The sequence below is a fragment of the Segeticoccus sp. genome, assembly GCF_035708005.1.
In genome coordinates this window covers 1-16,383 of record NZ_DASSTI010000062.1, presented here as the reverse complement: position 1 = coordinate 16,383, position 16,383 = coordinate 1, and the positions used below count along the sequence as shown (strand labels likewise).

Sequence of the window (16,383 nt, the reverse complement as noted above, 5' to 3'; positions counted from 1 at the left end):
GCCAGCCTCGACCCGGACCTGCGTCGCTTGCTCGACGAGCTGGACGGGGCACGCCACGAGCGCATGACGGAGAACGCACGATTCCTGCGGGATGCCGGGCACCTGCGGGCGGACGTCTCCGTGCAGACCGCGGCGGACCTGATGTGGTCCGTGACGGCGCCGGAGATGTACGAGCTGCTCGTGGTTCGCCGGGGATGGTCGCTCGAGCGGTTCGGCGACTACGTCTTCCACACCCTCGCGGGACTCCTGTCCCCGGGATGATCCCGTCAGGTCCCCGGTGGCGCGGTCGCCGGGTCGAGGCCGTCCCAGGACCAGCGCGGCAGGGGGAGTCCGTTCGGGACGGCGTCGGCGGACTCGTGGTAGCGGTACATAGACGTGGTCGTCGCCCAAGCCCAGTAGTCGTGCAGCACCTGCCGCAGCCGGTCGTCATCGGCCAGGCCGGCATCCACCAGCGCCTGGTCGAAACACTCGATCGCCCGGCGGTTCATCTCCTCGTGCGGACCGTTGCCGCTGTGCATCCGCACCACCGATGTCTCGTCGCCGTACTGCGCGGAGAACGTGGCCGGCCCACCGAGCGCCTCTCCCCAGTAGGCCGCCAGTCGCTCGCTGTGCTGCGGGTGGTAGCCGTGGCTGAAGGCGTGGCTCACCACCTCGTCGGCCATGACCCGCTCGTGCCACGCGCGGGACAGGCGCAGCAGGCCCGCCGCGCCACCGGCCGCTTCGTAGACGGTTAGCTCGTCGTCGTGCACGGGTCCAGCATGGCAGCGCACCGCACGGTCGCGAAGCAGAGTGAACGCGGCGGCGTGCACGAGCTCACCTCGGCGGCCGCGACCACGGCGCGGACCTCTTCCGCCTCCGGAGCGGCGGGCCCCTCGCCACGGAGGTTGCCGGCCGCCTCGATGGCCGTGAGGTGCTCCTCGAAGCGAAGGCTGCTGACCACGCCCAAATGTATGCCGACCGGCACCGACAGCGTCGCTACCCTGACCGGGTGCCCCACCTGCTTTCCGTGAACATCGGCGCGCCCCTGGTCTCCGAGCACACCTGGGCGGGCCGGACCGGCATCGACAAGCGGCCGCAGGAGGGCCCGGTGCAGCTGCGGGCACCCGGTGCCAAGCACGTGGACGGCATCGGCAGCGGCCTGGTCGGCGACTTCGTCGGCGACCGCAAGAACCACGGCGGCGACGAGCAGGCGGTCTACGCCTTCACCCGCGAGGACCTCGATGACTGGGAGCAGCGGCTCGGCCGCCACCTGCCGAACGGCACCTTCGGCGAGAACTTCACCACCACCGGCCTGCAGGTCAACGACGCCCTCATCGGCGAGCGCTGGGAGGTCGGTGACGACGGCGTCGAGCTGGTCGTGACCTGCCCGCGCATCCCGTGCCGCACGTTCCGCGGCTGGATGGGGGAGAAGGGCTGGCTGCCGACGTTCACGCGGGTCGCCCGGCCCGGTGCCTACCTGGCCATCGTCCGACCCGGCACCGTCCGGGCGGGCGATGAGGTCCGGGTCACCCGCCGCCCGGACCACGACGTCACCGTCACCACGATGTTCCGCGCCCTCACCACCGACAAGGACCTGTTGCCCGGGCTGCTCGCCGCCGAGGAGTTCCTCCCCCAGGAGACGCTCGAGCAGATCGCCCGCCGGGAGAACTACGCCGCGGACGTGGCCAGGTAGGCCCACCACGTACGCTGGTGGGCGCGATGAAGACGTATGAGGTCCGCACCCACGGGTGCCAGATGAACGTGCACGACTCCGAGCGCCTCGCCGGGCTGCTGGAGACGGCCGGCTACGTGGACGTAGCCAGCCTGCCGGAGCGGCCCGAGGCCGCCGACGTCGTCGTCTTCAACACCTGCGCCGTGCGGGAGAACGCCGACAACAAGCTCTACGGCAACCTCGGCCAGCTCCGCCCGGTGAAGCAGCGAAACCCCGACATGCAGATCGCCGTCGGCGGCTGCCTGGCCCAGAAGGACCGCTCGACCATCGTCGACAAGGCGCCGTGGGTCGACGTCGTCTTCGGCACCCACAACATCGGCTCGTTGCCGGCCCTCCTCGATCGCGCCCGGCACAACAAGCGCGCCGAGGTCGAGATCCTCGAGTCCCTCGAGACCTTCCCGTCCACGCTGCCCACGCGACGCGACTCGGCATACAGCGCTTGGGTCTCCATCTCGGTGGGGTGCAACAACACGTGCACGTTCTGCATCGTGCCCAGCCTGCGCGGCAAGGAGGCCGACCGACGGCCCGGCGAGATCCTCGCCGAGATCGAGGCCCTCGTCGCGCAGGGCGTGGTCGAGGTGACGCTGCTGGGGCAGAACGTCAACACTTACGGCGTGGAGTTCGGCGACCGGCAGGCGTTCGGCAAGCTGCTGCGGGCGTGCGGCGAGATCGAGGGGCTGGAGCGGGTGCGCTTCACCAGCCCGCACCCGGCCGCCTTCACCGACGACGTCATCGACGCGATGGCCGAGACGCCGAACGTCATGCCGAGCCTGCACATGCCGCTGCAGTCCGGCTCCGACGCCGTGCTCAAGGCGATGCGCCGCTCCTACCGCAGCAAGAAGTTCCTCGGCATCCTGGACCGCGTGCGGGAGCGGATCCCGGACGCCGCCATCACCACCGACATCATCGTGGGCTTCCCGGGGGAGACGGAGGAGGACTTCCAGGCGACGCTGGACGTGGTGCGCGCGTCGCGGTTCTCCAGCGCGTTCACCTTCCAGTACTCCATCCGCCCCGGCACGCCCGCCGCCGAGATGGACGGGCAGGTGCCGAAGGCCGTCGTGCAGGACCGCTACGACCGGCTCATCGAGGTGCAGGAGGAGGTCTCCTGGGCCGGCAACCGCGCCCTCGAGGGCTCCACGGTCGAGGTCCTCGTCGCCACCGGGGAGGGACGCAAGGACGCCGAGACCGACCGGCTCTCCGGCCGGGCCCGCGACAACCGGCTGGTGCACTTCGCCGTGCCGGAGGGTGCCGAGCGGCCCCGGCCCGGTGATCTGGTCGAGGTCGACGTCACCTACGGGGCTCCGCACCACCTCGTCGCCGACTCGGGCGTGAGGGGTGGCACGTACCGGGTGCGCCGGAGCGCCGGCGGCGACGCCTGGGCCGCGTTGCAGGACCAGCCCGAGCCCGGCCGGCCCAAGGTCAGCCTCGGTATGCCGTCCCTCGGCAAGCCGGCCCCCCTCGCCGCCGCTGCACCCGCCTGCGGCGCGCACTGACCGCCCGCCGTGCTCGTCGCTGCCGCCGTGGTCCCCGGGACCCCGGCACTGCTGCCCGGAGTCGTGGGAGATGCCGACTCGGACGTCGCCCCTGCGCGCGAATCGGCCTGTGCCGCAGTCGCGTCCGTGCTGACCCGGCTCCTCGGCTCGGGGGGCCGGCCGATCGGCCGGCTGGTCGTCGTCGCCGAGGGAGACCCGGCCGACGAGGCCGGGTCGCGCTCGCACGACCTGGCCGGGAAACTGGTCGACCGCTCCTTCGGGCCGTCCGTGGAGCTCGCCGCGCTACCCGGGGCCCGACCACCCTTGCCCCACGTGCCGGGGGAGCGACCGGCCGACGAGTCGCTCGTGCCCACACCGCTGCTCGTCGCCCGGGCCCTGTGCGGCGAGGTCGCCCGCGCCGAGCCGGCCACCAAGGAGCTGTGGTCCGAGACGCTCTGGGTGACCGTCACGCCGGGTGCCGCTGCCGGCTACGGCCACACCCTCGAGCACGATCTCGCGCCTGTCGGGCTCGTCCTCGTTGCCGGCGGCGCCGCGCCGCACGGTCCCGAGGACCCGGCCGCCCTGGCGCCGCAGGCGGCCGCCTACGACGAATCCGTTTGTGCCGCGCTGGCCTCGGGCGACCCCGAGGCCGTGGCAGCGCTCGACTCCGCGGCGGGCACCGACCTGTCCGCCGAGGGCGCCGGGCTCTGGCCGGCCTTGGCGGTCGCCAGCCGCGGGGCACCGTGGCGAGCCGACCTGCGGTGGCGCGGGTCGCCATACGGCGTGGGGTGGTTCGTCGCCGACTGGCACCGTGCCCCAGCCTGAGCGCCGCGCTCCAGCCTGAGCGCCGCCCCCTCCGACCGACGCCCCCTCCGACCGACGACCTCGTCGGTGGCGTTTCGGGCCTCGATCCCGAGGCGAAACGCCACCCACGGCGTCGTCAGTGCCCGGGGTGGGTCAAGGTCAGTGCCCGGGGTGGGTCAAGATCAGGCGGGTTTGACGGCCTGGAGCGTGTAGGACGCGGCCAGCCGCTCCGGCCGCTCGCGCAGCCGCCACTCGCGGACCGTGTCGCTGGTGCCGGGGCCGGCCGGTGCGTCGACGAGCTCCATCTGCCCGGGCAGCGCCTCCCACGGGACGGTGTCGTGCTCGACCAGCATCGTCAGCCGGAGCCCCTCCTCGAGCAGCGCCGTGACGATCTCGCCGAGCCCGTGGTTCCACTCGTGCGTCACCGTCGACGCAAACTCGTGGTCGGTCTCGACGTAGGTGGACCCGTCGTCCCAGACGAGCGGTTCGGCGGTCTCGAAGTACGGGTAGCCGACCACCAGCTTCCCGGACGGATCGGTCTCGTCGAGCGCCCACAGCATCGGGTGCCCCTCGCGCAGGTGCAGCCGTCCGCCCGGCCGCAGCAGCGCGGCGACGACCTGCGCCCAGCGGCGGATGTCCGGCAGCCAGCACAGGGCGCCGACGCCGGTGTAGACGAGGTCGAAGGGCCGCCCGCCCAGCGCCTCGACCGCGCCGTAGACGTCGCTCTCGACGTAGTCGATCGGTGCGCCGGCCCGCTGCGCGAGCGCCCGCGCCTGCTCGATCGAGGCCGCCGAGAAGTCCAGCCCCGTGACGTGGGCACCCAACCGGTGCAGCGACAAGGTGTCGGTCCCGATGTGGCACTGCAGGTGCACGGCGTCCAGCCCGCTCACCCCACCGAGCCGCGGCTGGTCGAAGCGCACCACCTCCGAGAGGTATGCCGGGTCGCTCACGAACCGCTCCACGCGGTAGTCCGGCGAGGCGGCGTGTGCCGGCGCCCGCTCGTCCCAGTTGGCGCGGTTCAGGTCGAGGTAGTCCGTCACGACAGCCGAGCCTACGGGCCGTTGGCCCTGGCGACTGACGACGCCGTGTGTGGCGTTTCGCGTGGCTCGACGCCTTGGAAACGCCACACACGAGGTCGTCAGTGCGGGGTGGGGGCTACTGCTCGTCGCGCTCGCGCTGGTCGAGCACGGCCAGCGCGGCGGCGAACCGGGCGATCGGCACGCGGTACGGCGAGCAGGACACGTAGGTCAGGCCGATCTCGTTGAACAGCCCGATCGACGCCGGGTCGCCACCGTGCTCACCGCAGACGCCGAGCTTGAGGTCCGGCTTGACCGAGCGCCCGCGCTCACAGCCGATCCGCACCAGGTCGCCGACGCCGTCCCGGTCGATCGAGGAGAACGGGTTCCGCTTGACGATGTCCTGGTCGACGTAGAGCGACAGGAACGCGCCCTCGGCGTCGTCGCGGGAGATGCCGATGCCGGTCTGCGTCAGGTCGTTCGTGCCGAAGCTGAAGAAGTCGGCGTGCTCGGCGATCTCGTCCGCCCGCAGCGCGGCCCGGGGCAGCTCGATCATCGTGCCGACGGTGTAGGGCAGCTCCTGCCCGGCCTGCTCGAGCTCCTCGGCGACGGTCTCGTCGATGATCTCGCGCATCCGGCGCAGCTCCTCGTCGAACGCCACGAGCGGCACCATGATCTCGACGTGCGGGTCCCCGCCGTCGGCCTTGACCTTCAAGGCGGCCCGGACGATGGCCCGCACCTGCATCTGCGGGATCTCCGGGTACATCAGCGCCAGCCGCACGCCGCGCGTGCCGAGCATCGGGTTCTGCTCGGTGAGCTTCTTGACCTGCGCCAGCAGGTGCCGCGCCTCGGCGAGCTCCCGCTGGTCACCGTCCTGCAGCTCCAGCCGCTGCACGTGCAGGGCCTGGTCGACGAGGTTGGGCAGGAACTCGTGCAGCGGCGGGTCCAGCAGCCGCACGGTCACCGGCAGCCCGGACATCGCCGTGAAGATCTCCTCGAAGTCCGACTGCTGCATCGGCAGGATCTCGGCCAGGGCCGCCTCTCGCTCCTCGTCGGACTCGGCGAGGATCATCCGGCGCACCGCGGGCAGCCGGGACTCGTCCATGAACATGTGCTCGGTGCGGCACAGACCGATGCCCTGGGCGCCGAACTCCCGCGCCCGCTTGGCGTCGTCGCCGTTGTCGGCGTTGGCCCGCACCTGCAGCCGGCGCACCTCGTCGGCCCACCCGACGATGGTGGAGAAGTCCTCGTTCACCTGCGGCGGGACCAGCTTCAGCGCGCCCTCGTAGACCTCGCCGGTCGAGCCGTCGAGGGTGATCGTGTCGCCCTCACGCAAGGTGGTGGACCCGATCGTCAGCGTCTTGCCCTTGGCGTCGATCTTGAGGCCCGACGCCCCCGCGACACAGGGCTTGCCCATCCCGCGGGCCACCACGGCGGCGTGGGACGTCATACCGCCGTGGGCGGTGAGCACACCCTGGGCGACGATGACGCCGCCGATGTCGTCCGGTGAGGTCTCCCAGCGCACCAGCACGACCGCGTCGCCGGCCTTGCCCCGGCGCTCGGCGGTCTCGGCGTCGAACACGACCTCGCCGACCGCGGCACCGGGGGAGGCGTTGAGCCCCTTGGTGATCGGCTCCTGGCCGTGCTCGGGGTCGATCGCCGGGTGCAGCAGCTGGTCCAGCTGGGCCGGCTCGATCCGGCGCAGCGCCTGCTCGCGGGTGAGCACGCCCTCCTCGACCATGTCGCGGGCGACCTTGAACGCGGCCGAGGCGGTGCGCTTGCCGTTGCGGGTCTGCAGCAGGTAGAGCTTGCCCTCCTCGACGGTGAACTCCATGTCCTGCATGTCGCCGTAGTGCTCCTCGAGCCGCTTCATCGTGTCGACGAGCTCGCGGAACGCGTCCGGCAGCACCTGCTCCATCTCGGCGAGCGGCTTGGGGGTGCGCACGCCCGCGACCACGTCCTCGCCCTGGGCGTTGAGCAGGAACTCGCCGTAGAGCTCCTTGGCGCCGGTGGCCGGGTTGCGGGTGAAGCACACGCCGGTCGCGGAGGTGTCGCCGCGGTTGCCGAACACCATCTGCATGACGTTGACCGCCGTGCCGAGGTCGTCCGGGATGCCGTTGGCCTTGCGGTAGACCCCGGCGCGCGGGTTCAGCCAGGACTTGAAGACGGCGTCGACGGACCGGCGCAGCTGCTCGCGGGGGTCGGTGGGCAGCTCCTCGCCCATGTGCTCGCGGGAGAGGTCCTTGAACTGCTGCACCAGCTCCTGCAGGTCCTCGGCGCTCAGCTCGGTGTCCTGCTCCACCCCGCGGTCGGACTTCATGGCCGCGAGCGCGTCCTCGTAGACGTGCGCGGGCACCTGCTCGACGACCTCGCCATACATCTGGATGAACCGGCGGTAGGCGTCCCAGGCGAAGCGCGGGCTGTCCGCCTCCTTGCCGAGGGCCTCGACCGACTCGTCGCTGATGCCCAGGTTGAGGATCGTGTCCATCATCCCCGGCATCGAGATGACCGCGCCCGAGCGCACCGACACCAGCAGCGGGTTCTCGGCCGCGCCCAGCTTGCGACCGGTCCGCTCCTCGAGCCGCCCCAGCGCCTCCTGTATGCCGTCCCACAGGCCCTCGGGCCACTCACCACCCTTGTCCATCGCCTCCACGCAGGCGGCGGTGGTGACCGTGAACCCGTCGGGGACGGGCACCCCGAGGCGCATCATCTCGGCGACGTTGGCGCCCTTGCCGCCGAGCAGCGGCTTCATCTCGATGCTGCCCTCGGAGAGGTCGTAGATGGCGCGGGCCTCCTCGTCCCGGGGGGCAGTGGTGCTCGCGTTGCTCGTGCTGGTCAATGCGTTCTCCTTGATTGGCCCGCTCGGGCGGGGTGGTTGCGGTAGGCAGCGGGGTCAGGTCATGGGGTCCGGGGTCAGGTCATGGGCTCAGGGCGCGGCGCCGGAGCGTCGGCGGCGGTCGTCCACGAGCTCGATCACCCGGCCGGCGGCCTCCTCCAGTGCCAGTGAGGTGGTGTCGATCACCGGGCAGCCGAGGCGGCGGATGACCGCGCTGGCCTCGTCGAGCTCGTCGTAGATCCGGGTCAGCTCGGCGTAGCCGTCGCGGCCGCGGCCGGCGCCCAGCGCCTTGACCCGGCGGCCGCGGATCTTGGACAGGCGCTCGGGGTCGATGGTGAGCGCCACGACCTTCCACCGCGGTAGGTCGAACAGCTGGGGCGGCGCCGGGATCCCGCGCACCAGCGGCACGTTGGCGGTGCGGTGGCCGAGGTAGCCGAGGTACATCGACAGCGGGGTCTTGCCCGACCGGGAGACCCCGACCAGGACGATGTCGCTGTCGGCGAGCTTCTCCGGCAGCTGCCCGTCGTCGTTCTTGACGGCGAACTCCATCGCGGCGATGCGCTTGAAGTAGTCCGGGTCGATCCCGACCGGCCGGGCCGGCACGCGCTCGGCGCGATCGCCGCTGACCTGCTCGAGCGTCTCGAGCGCCGGCCCGAGCAGGTCGCAGTGCGCCACGTGCAGGTCCTCGCAGAGCTCGGTGAGCAGGGCGCGCAACCCGTCGTCGACGAGGGTGGAGAAGACGGCGACGTGCTTGGAGCCGTCGGACTCCATCCGGTCGAAGACCATCCGCAGGCCCTCGGCGGTCATGATCCGGGGGTGGCGGATGATCCGCGTCGGGTGGGAGACGAACTGCGCCTGGGCCGCTCGAGCCACGCGCGCCGCCGTGTCGCCGGTGGAGTCGGCGATGACGTGGATCTCGATGGGAGCCGACGACATGGGCACAGGCTAGCGACACAGCAATCGGACTCGCCGCCACGTCTTGCATGGCTCCGCCGGTGGCAGGTCAGACGGGTGCGACCGGTTCGTCTCCCTCGTCCTCCTCGTCGGTGTCGTCGGGGTCGTCGCGGTCGTCGGGCGCATTGACCTTGGCCGCCTCCGGGCCGGGACGGTCCGCCGGCACGTTGGTCAGCGGCGGGGTCCCGGTGCCCGCCGGCTCGGCGATCTGGGCGGTGTCCCGGCCCGTGCCCGAGGGGACCGCGTCGCCGTCGAGCGCCTCGGCGGCCAGCTCCTCCTTGGCTTCCTCCTGCCGCCCGGGCAGGAGACCACCGGCGCCCGCACCGGTGTCGCCGCCGTGGTAGGTCATCTCGTTGCTGCCGTCCGAGGCCGCGCCTGCCTGGTTGGCCCCGCCCGACGGCGTGGTCGCGATGTGCGGGCCGGTGCCGGTGTCGGACTGGAAGCCACCCTCACTGACCTGACCGCGGCCGGTGCCCTGGCCGCCGGATCCCTGGCCGCCGGATCCCTGGCCGCTGCCGGTGCTGCTGCTGTCACTCACGTCCGGTCCTCACTTCTGGTCGCCCGCGCCGGGCGTGCCGTGCTCCCGCACCCACTCCGGGCCGGTAATCCCCTCGGCCACCCCGCTGGTGCTGGACGTCGTGTTGGGCGCCCCGTCGACGCTGCCCTTGCCGCTGTCGGTGACCGACTCCGGGGCGTGCCCGCCGCCACCGGCCCCGCCGGTCGACTGCTCCCCGGCGCTGTGGCTGCCGAGGTCGCCCATGCTGTCCGCGCCGCCGGTCACAGTCCCGGAGTCGTCGGTCTGCCGGTAGCCGGAGCCCTGCTGCTGCTCGCTGCCCGAGGCGTCCGAGGCGGCGCCCGAGCCGGTCGGCTGTCCCTGGTCCTGCTGGCTCATGCTCAACTCCCGTTCGTCGGTGCGGTCACGTGCGGCCGCGGTGCCCGGCAGCGCCGGTCCGGGACCAGCCATGCCCGCGGACACGCCGGTATGCCGTGCACGCGCCGCCGCACGTCCACCCTCCTACCCGGGCGGCCCGTCCTCAACCGCTGTCCGGCCCCAGCTGGGCTGCCCGCACGGGGACGGCCGGAGTCGCGAGCACGGGCCGGCCGGCGTGCGGGTTCTGCCAGACTGCGGGCCATGAGCGCCGCGTCGGACCCGTCCCCGCCGGTCCCCTCGACGCTGCCGGTCGTGGCCGTGGTGGGTCCGACGGCCAGCGGCAAGTCCGAGCTGGGCCTCGAGCTGGCGCAGCGGCTCGGCGGTGAGGTGGTCAACGCCGACGCGATGCAGCTCTACCGCGGGATGGACATCGGCACCGCGAAGCTCCCGCCGACCGAGCGCCGCGGCATCCCGCACCACCAGCTCGACGTGCTGGACGTGCGCGCGGAAGCCAGCGTGGCGGCATACCAGCGGGCGGCACGGGCGGACCTGGCGGCGATCCGGGAACGCGACGCGCTGCCCCTGCTGGTGGGCGGGTCGGGACTGTACGTGCGGGCGGCCCTGGACCGGCTGGAGATCCCACCGACCGACCCGGCGGTGCGCCAGCACTTCGAGGGGGAGCTGGCCCGCTGGGGGGCGCGGGCGATGCACGCCCGACTGGGCCGGCTCGACCCGACCGCGGCCGAGCAGATCGAGCCGGCCAACGGGCGACGGCTGGTGCGGGCGCTGGAGGTCATCACGCTGACCGGCCGACCGTTCTCGGCCACGATGCCCGCCCGCGAGTTCGTGGCACCGACCGTGGTGCTCGGCCTGCGGGTGCCGCGGGAGGAGCTGGACGAGCGGATCGGGCGCCGGGTGGAGCGGATGTGGGCGGCCGGGCTGCTGGACGAGGTCCGTGAGCTGGACCGGCAGGGGCTGCGTGAGGGCCGCACGGCCAGCAAGGCGCTGGGCTACCGGGAGGCACTGGCGCACCTCGGCGGCGAGTTGTCGGCGCAGGAGGCGCAGGAGCAGACCGCGACCGCGACGCGGCGGCTCGCGCGGCGGCAGCAGTCGTGGTTCCGGCCGGACCCGCGCATCACGTGGCTGGGCCACGACGACCCCAAGCTGGTCGACCGGGCCCTGGAGGCGGTGCGCCGCGCGGCGCAGGAGGGAACGACAATGGGGCGTGATGACTGACGGGCGGCCCGGGCGGGCGTTCACCAAGGGACACGGCACCGAGAACGACTTCGTCCTCGTGCCCGACCTCGACGGCAGCGACGACCTGACCGCGCAGCAGGTGCGGGCACTGGCGAACCGGCGCGCCGGCATCGGCGGCGACGGCGTGATCCGCGTGGTCCCGACGTCCGCCGCCACCGAGGAGTCGGTGCGCGAGCAGGCGGGTGAGGCGCGGTGGTTCATGGACTACCGCAACGCCGACGGCGGCCTCGCCGAGATGTGCGGCAACGGGACGCGGGTGTTCGCGACCTACCTGCGCCGTGAGGGCCTCGAGACCGCCGACGAGTTCGCGATCGCCACCCGCGCCGGGGTCAAGGTGGTGCGCTTCGAGGGTGAGCTGATCGCCGTCGACCTCGGCCCGTGGCGCCTCGCCGACCGCGAGGCCGCGCAGCAGAAGGGCTCCGACGCGATGGTCAAGGTCGCCGGGCTCGACCCGCTGCCCGGGCTGTCGATCGACCTGGGCAACCCGCACACCGTGGTCGCGCTGCCCGACGAGGTCGACCTGGAGCGCGTCCGGCTCCGTGAGGCGCCCGAGGTGATGCCGCGGCCCGCGCACGGCACCAACGTCGAGCTGGTCCGGCCGCTCGCCGCCGGGCACATCGCGATGCGGGTGCACGAACGCGGCGTCGGGGAGACCCGCTCGTGCGGCACCGGCGCCGCTGCTGCGGCGCTCGCGACCCGCTGGTGGGCGGGGGAGACGGCGCACAACACGACGTGGTGGGTCGACGTGCCCGGTGGTGGCCTGCGCGTGCGGGCGCTCGAGGGGCAGCGGGTCGAGCTGGCCGGCAAGGCCGTGCTCGTGGCCGACGGGACGACCACCCTGGCCTGACGCCGCAGAGACGACGGCGGGTCAGCGGCGGTCCACCTGCAACACCCGGAACCCCTTGGCGCTGGAGTGCCGGCTCACCTCGAAGTCCCCGGGCCAGCGGCCGTCCAGCTCCCGGGCGAGCCACTTCTGCAGCGAGTCCGAGCCCAGGTTCCGCTGCACGACGAGGTATGCCGTGCCACCGGCGGCCAGCCTGGGCAGCCAGGTGAGCAGCAGCTCGTGGAGCACCTGCTTGCCGACCCGGATCGGCGGGTTGGACCAGATCTGCTCGAAGACCAGGTCCCCGGGGACGTCCTCGGGCGGGGCGGCGTGCAGGCGCTCGACCCCTGCGGCGCGGGCGTTCTCGCGGGTCAGGTCGAGGGCGCGCTCGTTGACGTCGACCGCCCACACCTCGGCATCGGGGGAGAGCAGGCCGAGGGTGAGGGCGACGGGGCCCCAGCCGCAGCCCAGGTCCAGCAGCGTGCCGGTCCCCGGCGGGTCGGGGACGTGCTCGAGCAGCACCCGCGTGCCGAGGTCGAGGCGCTCGGGGCAGAACACCCCGGGGGCCGTGCGCACGGTGAGGTGCCGGCCCGCGAGGTGCACGTGCAGGGAGCGCCGCTCGCCGGAGCTGGCCGGCCGGGCGCTGAAGTAGTGGTCGGAGGACGCGGTCATCGGCGCTCACGGTACCGGCGCGGGCAGGTCACGACGGCATAAAGAACTCGCCGTCGGCGTTCTGCAGGTGAGACCCTGAGGAGGACATGACCACCAAGCACCGTGATCTCTTCGGCACCCGGGCCTCGGCCCTGGGTGCCGCTTCGTCCCCCACCGACGACCACGCCGACGGTTGGGACGACACCATCCTCGACTACGACGGCGAGCAGCTCGACCGCGAGGAGCGCCGGGCGCTGCGCCGCGTCAGCGGCCTGTCGACCGAGCTGCAGGACGTCACCGAGGTCGAGTACCGCCAGCTGCGCCTCGAACGCGTCGTGCTCGCCGCCGTGTGGAGCGAGGGCACCTTCGAGGATGCCGAGAACTCCCTGCGCGAGCTCGCCGCCCTGGCCGAGACCGCCGGGTCGCAGGTCCTCGACGGGGTGCTCCAGCGCCGCATGCGGCCGGACGCGGGCACCTACCTCGGCGCCGGCAAGGCCGCCGAGCTGCGCGACATCGTCCTGGCCGAGGGCGCCGACACCGTCATCTGCGACAGCGAGCTGGCGCCGAGCCAGCGGCGCGCGCTGGAGGACATCGTCAAGGTCAAGGTCATCGACCGGACGGCGCTGATCCTCGACATCTTCGCCCAGCACGCCAAGAGCAAGGAGGGCAAGGCCCAGGTCGAGCTGGCCCAGCTGCAGTACCTCCTGCCGCGGCTGCGTGGCTGGGGTGAGTCGATGTCCCGGCAGGCCGGTGGCCAGGCAGCCGGCGGTCAGGGCATGGGCTCCCGTGGCCCCGGCGAGACCAAGATCGAGCTGGACCGGCGGCGGATCAACCAGCGCATCGCCAAGCTCAAGCGCGAGATCGTCGGCATGAAGACCACCCGCGACACCAAGCGGCACAGCCGCCGCGCGGGCGGGGTGCCGAGCGTGGCGATCGCCGGTTACACCAACGCCGGCAAGTCCTCGCTGCTCAACCGGCTGACCGGCGCGGGTGTGCTGGTGGAGAACCAGCTGTTCGCCACCTTGGACCCGACCGTGCGCCGGGCCGAGACCGAGGACGGTCGCGCCTACACGCTGTCCGACACGGTCGGCTTCGTCCGCTCGCTGCCGCACCAGCTGGTCGAGGCGTTCCGCTCCACGCTGGAGGAGGTCAGCGACTCCGACCTGCTGCTGCACGTGGTCGACGGCTCGCACCCCGACCCCGAGGGGCAGATCTCCGCGGTGCGCGCGGTGCTCGCCGACGTCGGTGCCGGTGAGGTCAAGGAGGTCGTCGTCGTCAACAAGGTCGACGCGGCCGACCCCGAGGTGGTCCAGCGGCTGCTGCGCCACGAGAAGCACGCGATCGCGGTCTCGGCGCACACCGGCGCGGGGATCGAGGAGCTGCGCGAGCTCATCGACCGCGAGCTGCCGCACCCCGACATCGCCGTCGACGTGCTGCTGCCCTACAACCGCGGCGACCTGCTCAGCCGGCTGCACGACGAGGGTGAGGTGCTCACCAGCGAGCACACTGCCGACGGCACCCGCGTGGCCGCCAAGGTGGGCCCGACGCTGGTGGACGAGCTCGCGGCATACGCCGTCTGAGATTTCCCGCGTGGCACAGTGTGGGGCGTGACCGCCAACGCCGCCTCGACCCCGACCGGCCCGCAGGATGGCCAGCAGACCCCGGAGCACCGCCGGCTCGCCGAGGCGCCGAGTGACGACGACCCGTGGAAGCTGTGGGGTCCCTACGTCTCCGGGCGGCAGTGGGGGACCGTGCGCGAGGACTACTCCGCCGACGGCGACGCCTGGGCCTCCTTCCCGTTCGACCACGCGCACCGGCGCGCCTACCGCTGGGGTGAGGACGGGATCGCCGGCATCTGCGACCGGTTCGGCTTCCTCAACCTCGCCGTCGCCCTGTGGAACGGGCAGGACGACCGGCTCAAGGAACGCTACTTCGGCCTGACCAACGCCCAGGGCAACCACGGCGAGGACGCCAAGGAGTACTGGTGGGCGCTCGACGCCACCCCTACCCATTCGTGGGCGCAGTCGTTGTATCGCTATCCACAGCAACGCTTTCCGTATGCCGAGCTGGTCGCCGAGAACGGCCGGCGCGGCCGGGGGGATGAGGAGTTCGAGCTCAGCGACACGGGCGTGCTGGCCGACGACCGGTTCTTCGACGTCGTCACCACGCACGCCAAGGCCTCGCCGACCGACATCTGTGTCGAGGTGACGGCGACCAACCGGGGACCGGACCCCGCGCCGCTGGACCTGGTCCCGCAGTTGTGGTTCCGCAACACCTGGTCGTGGGGGGCTGATGACCGGCGGCCCTCCCTGCGGGTGGTCGACGCGGGCGAGGGCGCCGGGGCGGGTGCTCGTGCTGGGGTTGCGGTGCAGGCCGAGCACGGGTGGCTGGGTCGCTACCTCGTCACCGCCGAGGGTGATCCGCGAGTCCTCGTGTGCGACAACGAGACCAACTTCAAGGGTCTGTATGGCGACACGCCCCCGGGTGCCTCGGCGCACCCCAAGGACGCGGTCGACCGGGCAATCGTGCACGGGGACGAGTCCTTGCTGAATCCAGCCGCTGAGGGCACCAAGGCGGCGTTCTGGTACCACGTCGACGCGGTGGCGCCGGGGGAGTCGGTAACGGTCCGGCTGCGCCTGCGACGCCGGGATGGTGACGAGAAGGGCAGCAGCACACCGGAGTTCGACACGGTGCTCGACCGGCGTCGGCAGGAGGCGGACGCGTTCTACGCCAGCGTGATCCCGGCGCGCCCGCCCGAGGAGGACCGGCAGGTCGCGCGCCGGGCCTTCGCCGGGCTGCTGTGGGGCAAGCAGCTCTACCGCTATGACGTCAGGCAGTGGCTCGAGGGTGACCCGGCCGGACCGCCACCCCCGCCGCAGCGCCGCGCACCGGAGCCGCGGGGGCGCAACACCTCGTGGAAGCACGTGGCGCTGGCCGACGTCATCTCGATGCCGGACGAGTGGGAGTACCCGTGGTTCGCGACCTGGGACCTCGCCTTCCACTGTGTCGCACTGGCGCACGTGGACCCGGAGTTCGCGAAGGCGCAGCTCGTCCTGCTGTGTCGGGAGTGGGCGATGCATGCCAACGGCCAGCTCCCGGCATACGAGTGGAACTTCTCCGACGTGAACCCGCCGGTGCACGCGTGGGCGGCGTGGCAGGTGTACTGCCTGGACGGGCGGCGCGACCGCAGCTTCCTCATCCGGGTGTTCACCAAGCAGCTGCTGAACTTCGAGTGGTGGGTCAACCGCAAGGACGAGGACGGCTCGGACCTGTTCGAGGGCGGGTTCCTCGGCATGGACAACATCGCGCTGTTCGACCGGTCCGAGCCGCTGCCCGGCGGCGAGCGGCTCGAGCAGTCCGACGCCACGGGGTGGATGGGCTTCTTCTGCCTGTCGATGCTGCGGATCGCGCTCGAGCTCGCGCGGCACGAGCCCGCCTGGGACAGTGCTGCGACGAAGTTCCTCCAGCACTTCCTCGGCATCGCCGAGGCGATGGAACGGTTTGGTTCCCAAGGCGTTTCGCTGTGGAACGATGAGGACGGGTTCTTCTACGACGCGCTCGTCCAACCGGGTGATGGTGTGCGGCAGCTGCAGGTGCGCTCGATGGTGGGGCTGCTGCCGCTGCTGGGGGTGACCGTGGCGCCGGACTGGGTGCCGCGCGAGCTGCCCGACTTCACCGCGCGGCTGCAGTGGCTGCGGCAGCACCGCCCCGAGCTGACCGAGGCGCTCATCACGACCGAACGGTCTGGCCACCCGGAGCAGACCCTCGCACTCGTCGACCCGGCTCGGTTCCCGCGGGTGCTGGCGCGGATGCTCGACGAGCGGGAGTTCCTCTCGCCGCACGGGATCCGCTCGCTCTCGGCGGTCTATCGGGACGGGTTCTCGACCCGGGTCGACGGGTCGACGCTGTCGCTGCGCTACGTGCCGGCCGAGTCCGACACCGGACTGTTCGGCGGCAACTCGAACTGGCGCGGGCCGGTGTGGTTCCC

At 72.5% G+C, this 16,383-nt stretch carries 15 protein-coding genes and 1 pseudogene; 8 read left to right on the top strand and 8 right to left on the bottom strand.

Going from position 1 to position 16,383, the window contains the following annotated elements:
• Positions 1–261, top strand: a pseudogene (locus VFL99_RS06940) (TetR/AcrR family transcriptional regulator); the annotation flags it as partial.
• Between the two features lie 5 nt (positions 262–266).
• Here the strand turns inward: VFL99_RS06940 and VFL99_RS06935 are convergent.
• On the bottom strand, positions 267–749 hold the full coding sequence (locus VFL99_RS06935) for a group II truncated hemoglobin (protein ID WP_325105607.1): 483 nt from the start codon (positions 747–749) through the stop codon (positions 267–269).
• Positions 731–997: a hypothetical protein gene (locus tag VFL99_RS06930; protein ID WP_325105606.1), complete on the bottom strand. Its 267-nt coding sequence runs from the start codon at positions 995–997 to the stop codon at positions 731–733. The genes VFL99_RS06935 and VFL99_RS06930 overlap by 19 nt, the downstream gene beginning before the upstream one ends.
• Between VFL99_RS06930 and VFL99_RS06925 the strand changes: the two genes are divergently transcribed.
• From VFL99_RS06925 to VFL99_RS06915, 3 genes are read left to right on the top strand one after another with little or no spacing between them, the layout of a single operon-like run.
• Positions 989–1,672 (top strand): MOSC domain-containing protein, encoded by a 684-nt coding sequence (locus VFL99_RS06925; protein WP_325105605.1) that lies wholly within the window; start codon positions 989–991, stop codon positions 1,670–1,672. The two genes, VFL99_RS06930 and VFL99_RS06925, sit on opposite strands and share 9 nt — an antisense overlap.
• Positions 1,673–1,698: 26 nt before the next feature.
• The gene (gene miaB, locus VFL99_RS06920; protein ID WP_325105604.1) at positions 1,699–3,204 is read left to right on the top strand and encodes a tRNA (N6-isopentenyl adenosine(37)-C2)-methylthiotransferase MiaB; all 1,506 of its coding nucleotides are present in this window, start codon (positions 1,699–1,701) and stop codon (positions 3,202–3,204) included.
• A gap of 9 nt (positions 3,205–3,213) precedes the next feature.
• Entirely contained in the window at positions 3,214–4,008 is a 795-nt protein-coding gene (locus VFL99_RS06915) for a class III extradiol ring-cleavage dioxygenase family protein (protein WP_325105603.1), read from the top strand.
• 161 nt (positions 4,009–4,169) lie between these two features.
• Here VFL99_RS06915 and VFL99_RS06910 read toward each other — a convergent pair whose 3' ends face one another.
• From VFL99_RS06910 to VFL99_RS06890, 5 genes are all read right to left on the bottom strand, one after another.
• Positions 4,170–5,027, bottom strand: coding sequence for a class I SAM-dependent methyltransferase (locus VFL99_RS06910; RefSeq protein ID WP_325105602.1), 858 nt, complete (start codon positions 5,025–5,027; stop codon positions 4,170–4,172).
• Positions 5,028–5,142: 115 nt separating this feature from the next.
• Positions 5,143–7,842 (bottom strand): pyruvate, phosphate dikinase, encoded by a 2,700-nt coding sequence (gene ppdK, locus VFL99_RS06905; RefSeq protein ID WP_325105601.1) that lies wholly within the window; start codon positions 7,840–7,842, stop codon positions 5,143–5,145.
• Positions 7,843–7,929: 87 nt separating this feature from the next.
• Positions 7,930–8,775 carry a pyruvate, water dikinase regulatory protein gene (locus tag VFL99_RS06900; RefSeq protein ID WP_325105600.1) on the bottom strand — a complete coding sequence of 282 codons (846 nt, stop codon included), beginning with the start codon at positions 8,773–8,775 and terminating at the stop codon, positions 7,930–7,932.
• Positions 8,776–8,842: 67 nt separating this feature from the next.
• Positions 8,843–9,331 carry a hypothetical protein gene (locus VFL99_RS06895; RefSeq protein WP_325105599.1) on the bottom strand — a complete coding sequence of 163 codons (489 nt, stop codon included), beginning with the start codon at positions 9,329–9,331 and terminating at the stop codon, positions 8,843–8,845.
• 9 nt (positions 9,332–9,340) lie between these two features.
• Positions 9,341–9,685 carry a hypothetical protein gene (locus tag VFL99_RS06890; protein ID WP_325105598.1) on the bottom strand — a complete coding sequence of 115 codons (345 nt, stop codon included), beginning with the start codon at positions 9,683–9,685 and terminating at the stop codon, positions 9,341–9,343.
• Between the two features lie 240 nt (positions 9,686–9,925).
• Between VFL99_RS06890 and miaA the strand changes: the two genes are divergently transcribed.
• Both miaA and dapF read left to right on the top strand, forming a co-directional pair.
• On the top strand, positions 9,926–10,900 hold the full coding sequence (miaA, locus tag VFL99_RS06885) for a tRNA (adenosine(37)-N6)-dimethylallyltransferase MiaA (protein ID WP_325105597.1): 975 nt from the start codon (positions 9,926–9,928) through the stop codon (positions 10,898–10,900).
• A complete protein-coding gene (gene dapF, locus VFL99_RS06880; RefSeq protein ID WP_325105596.1) occupies positions 10,893–11,768 on the top strand; it encodes a diaminopimelate epimerase in 876 nt (291 codons plus the stop codon). The genes miaA and dapF overlap by 8 nt, the downstream gene beginning before the upstream one ends.
• 21 nt (positions 11,769–11,789) lie before the next feature.
• On the opposite strand, the gene VFL99_RS06875 is transcribed toward dapF, so the two are convergent.
• Positions 11,790–12,416 (bottom strand): class I SAM-dependent methyltransferase, encoded by a 627-nt coding sequence (locus tag VFL99_RS06875; RefSeq protein WP_325105595.1) that lies wholly within the window; start codon positions 12,414–12,416, stop codon positions 11,790–11,792.
• An 86-nt stretch (positions 12,417–12,502) separates the two neighbouring features.
• Here VFL99_RS06875 and hflX point away from each other — a divergent pair, with 86 nt between their 5' ends.
• Both hflX and VFL99_RS06865 read left to right on the top strand, forming a co-directional pair.
• A complete protein-coding gene (hflX, locus tag VFL99_RS06870; protein WP_325105594.1) occupies positions 12,503–13,975 on the top strand; it encodes a GTPase HflX in 1,473 nt (490 codons plus the stop codon).
• 27 nt (positions 13,976–14,002) lie between these two features.
• Positions 14,003–16,383 (top strand): MGH1-like glycoside hydrolase domain-containing protein (locus VFL99_RS06865; RefSeq protein WP_325105593.1); only part of this gene is annotated, 2,381 nt, incomplete at its 3' end.

What these genes read in the sequence shown, in the direction of transcription:
- miaB (WP_325105604.1), top strand. Translation starts at nt 1,699, where the DNA reads ATGAAGACGTATGAGGTCCGCACCCACGGGTGCCAGATGAACGTGCAC.
- VFL99_RS06900 (WP_325105600.1), bottom strand. Translation starts at nt 8,775, where the DNA reads ATGTCGTCGGCTCCCATCGAGATCCACGTCATCGCCGACTCCACCGGC.
- VFL99_RS06890 (WP_325105598.1), bottom strand. Translation starts at nt 9,685, where the DNA reads ATGAGCCAGCAGGACCAGGGACAGCCGACCGGCTCGGGCGCCGCCTCG.
- miaA (WP_325105597.1), top strand. Translation starts at nt 9,926, where the DNA reads ATGAGCGCCGCGTCGGACCCGTCCCCGCCGGTCCCCTCGACGCTGCCG.
- dapF (WP_325105596.1), top strand. Translation starts at nt 10,893, where the DNA reads ATGACTGACGGGCGGCCCGGGCGGGCGTTCACCAAGGGACACGGCACC.
- VFL99_RS06875 (WP_325105595.1), bottom strand. Translation starts at nt 12,416, where the DNA reads ATGACCGCGTCCTCCGACCACTACTTCAGCGCCCGGCCGGCCAGCTCC.
- hflX (WP_325105594.1), top strand. Translation starts at nt 12,503, where the DNA reads ATGACCACCAAGCACCGTGATCTCTTCGGCACCCGGGCCTCGGCCCTG.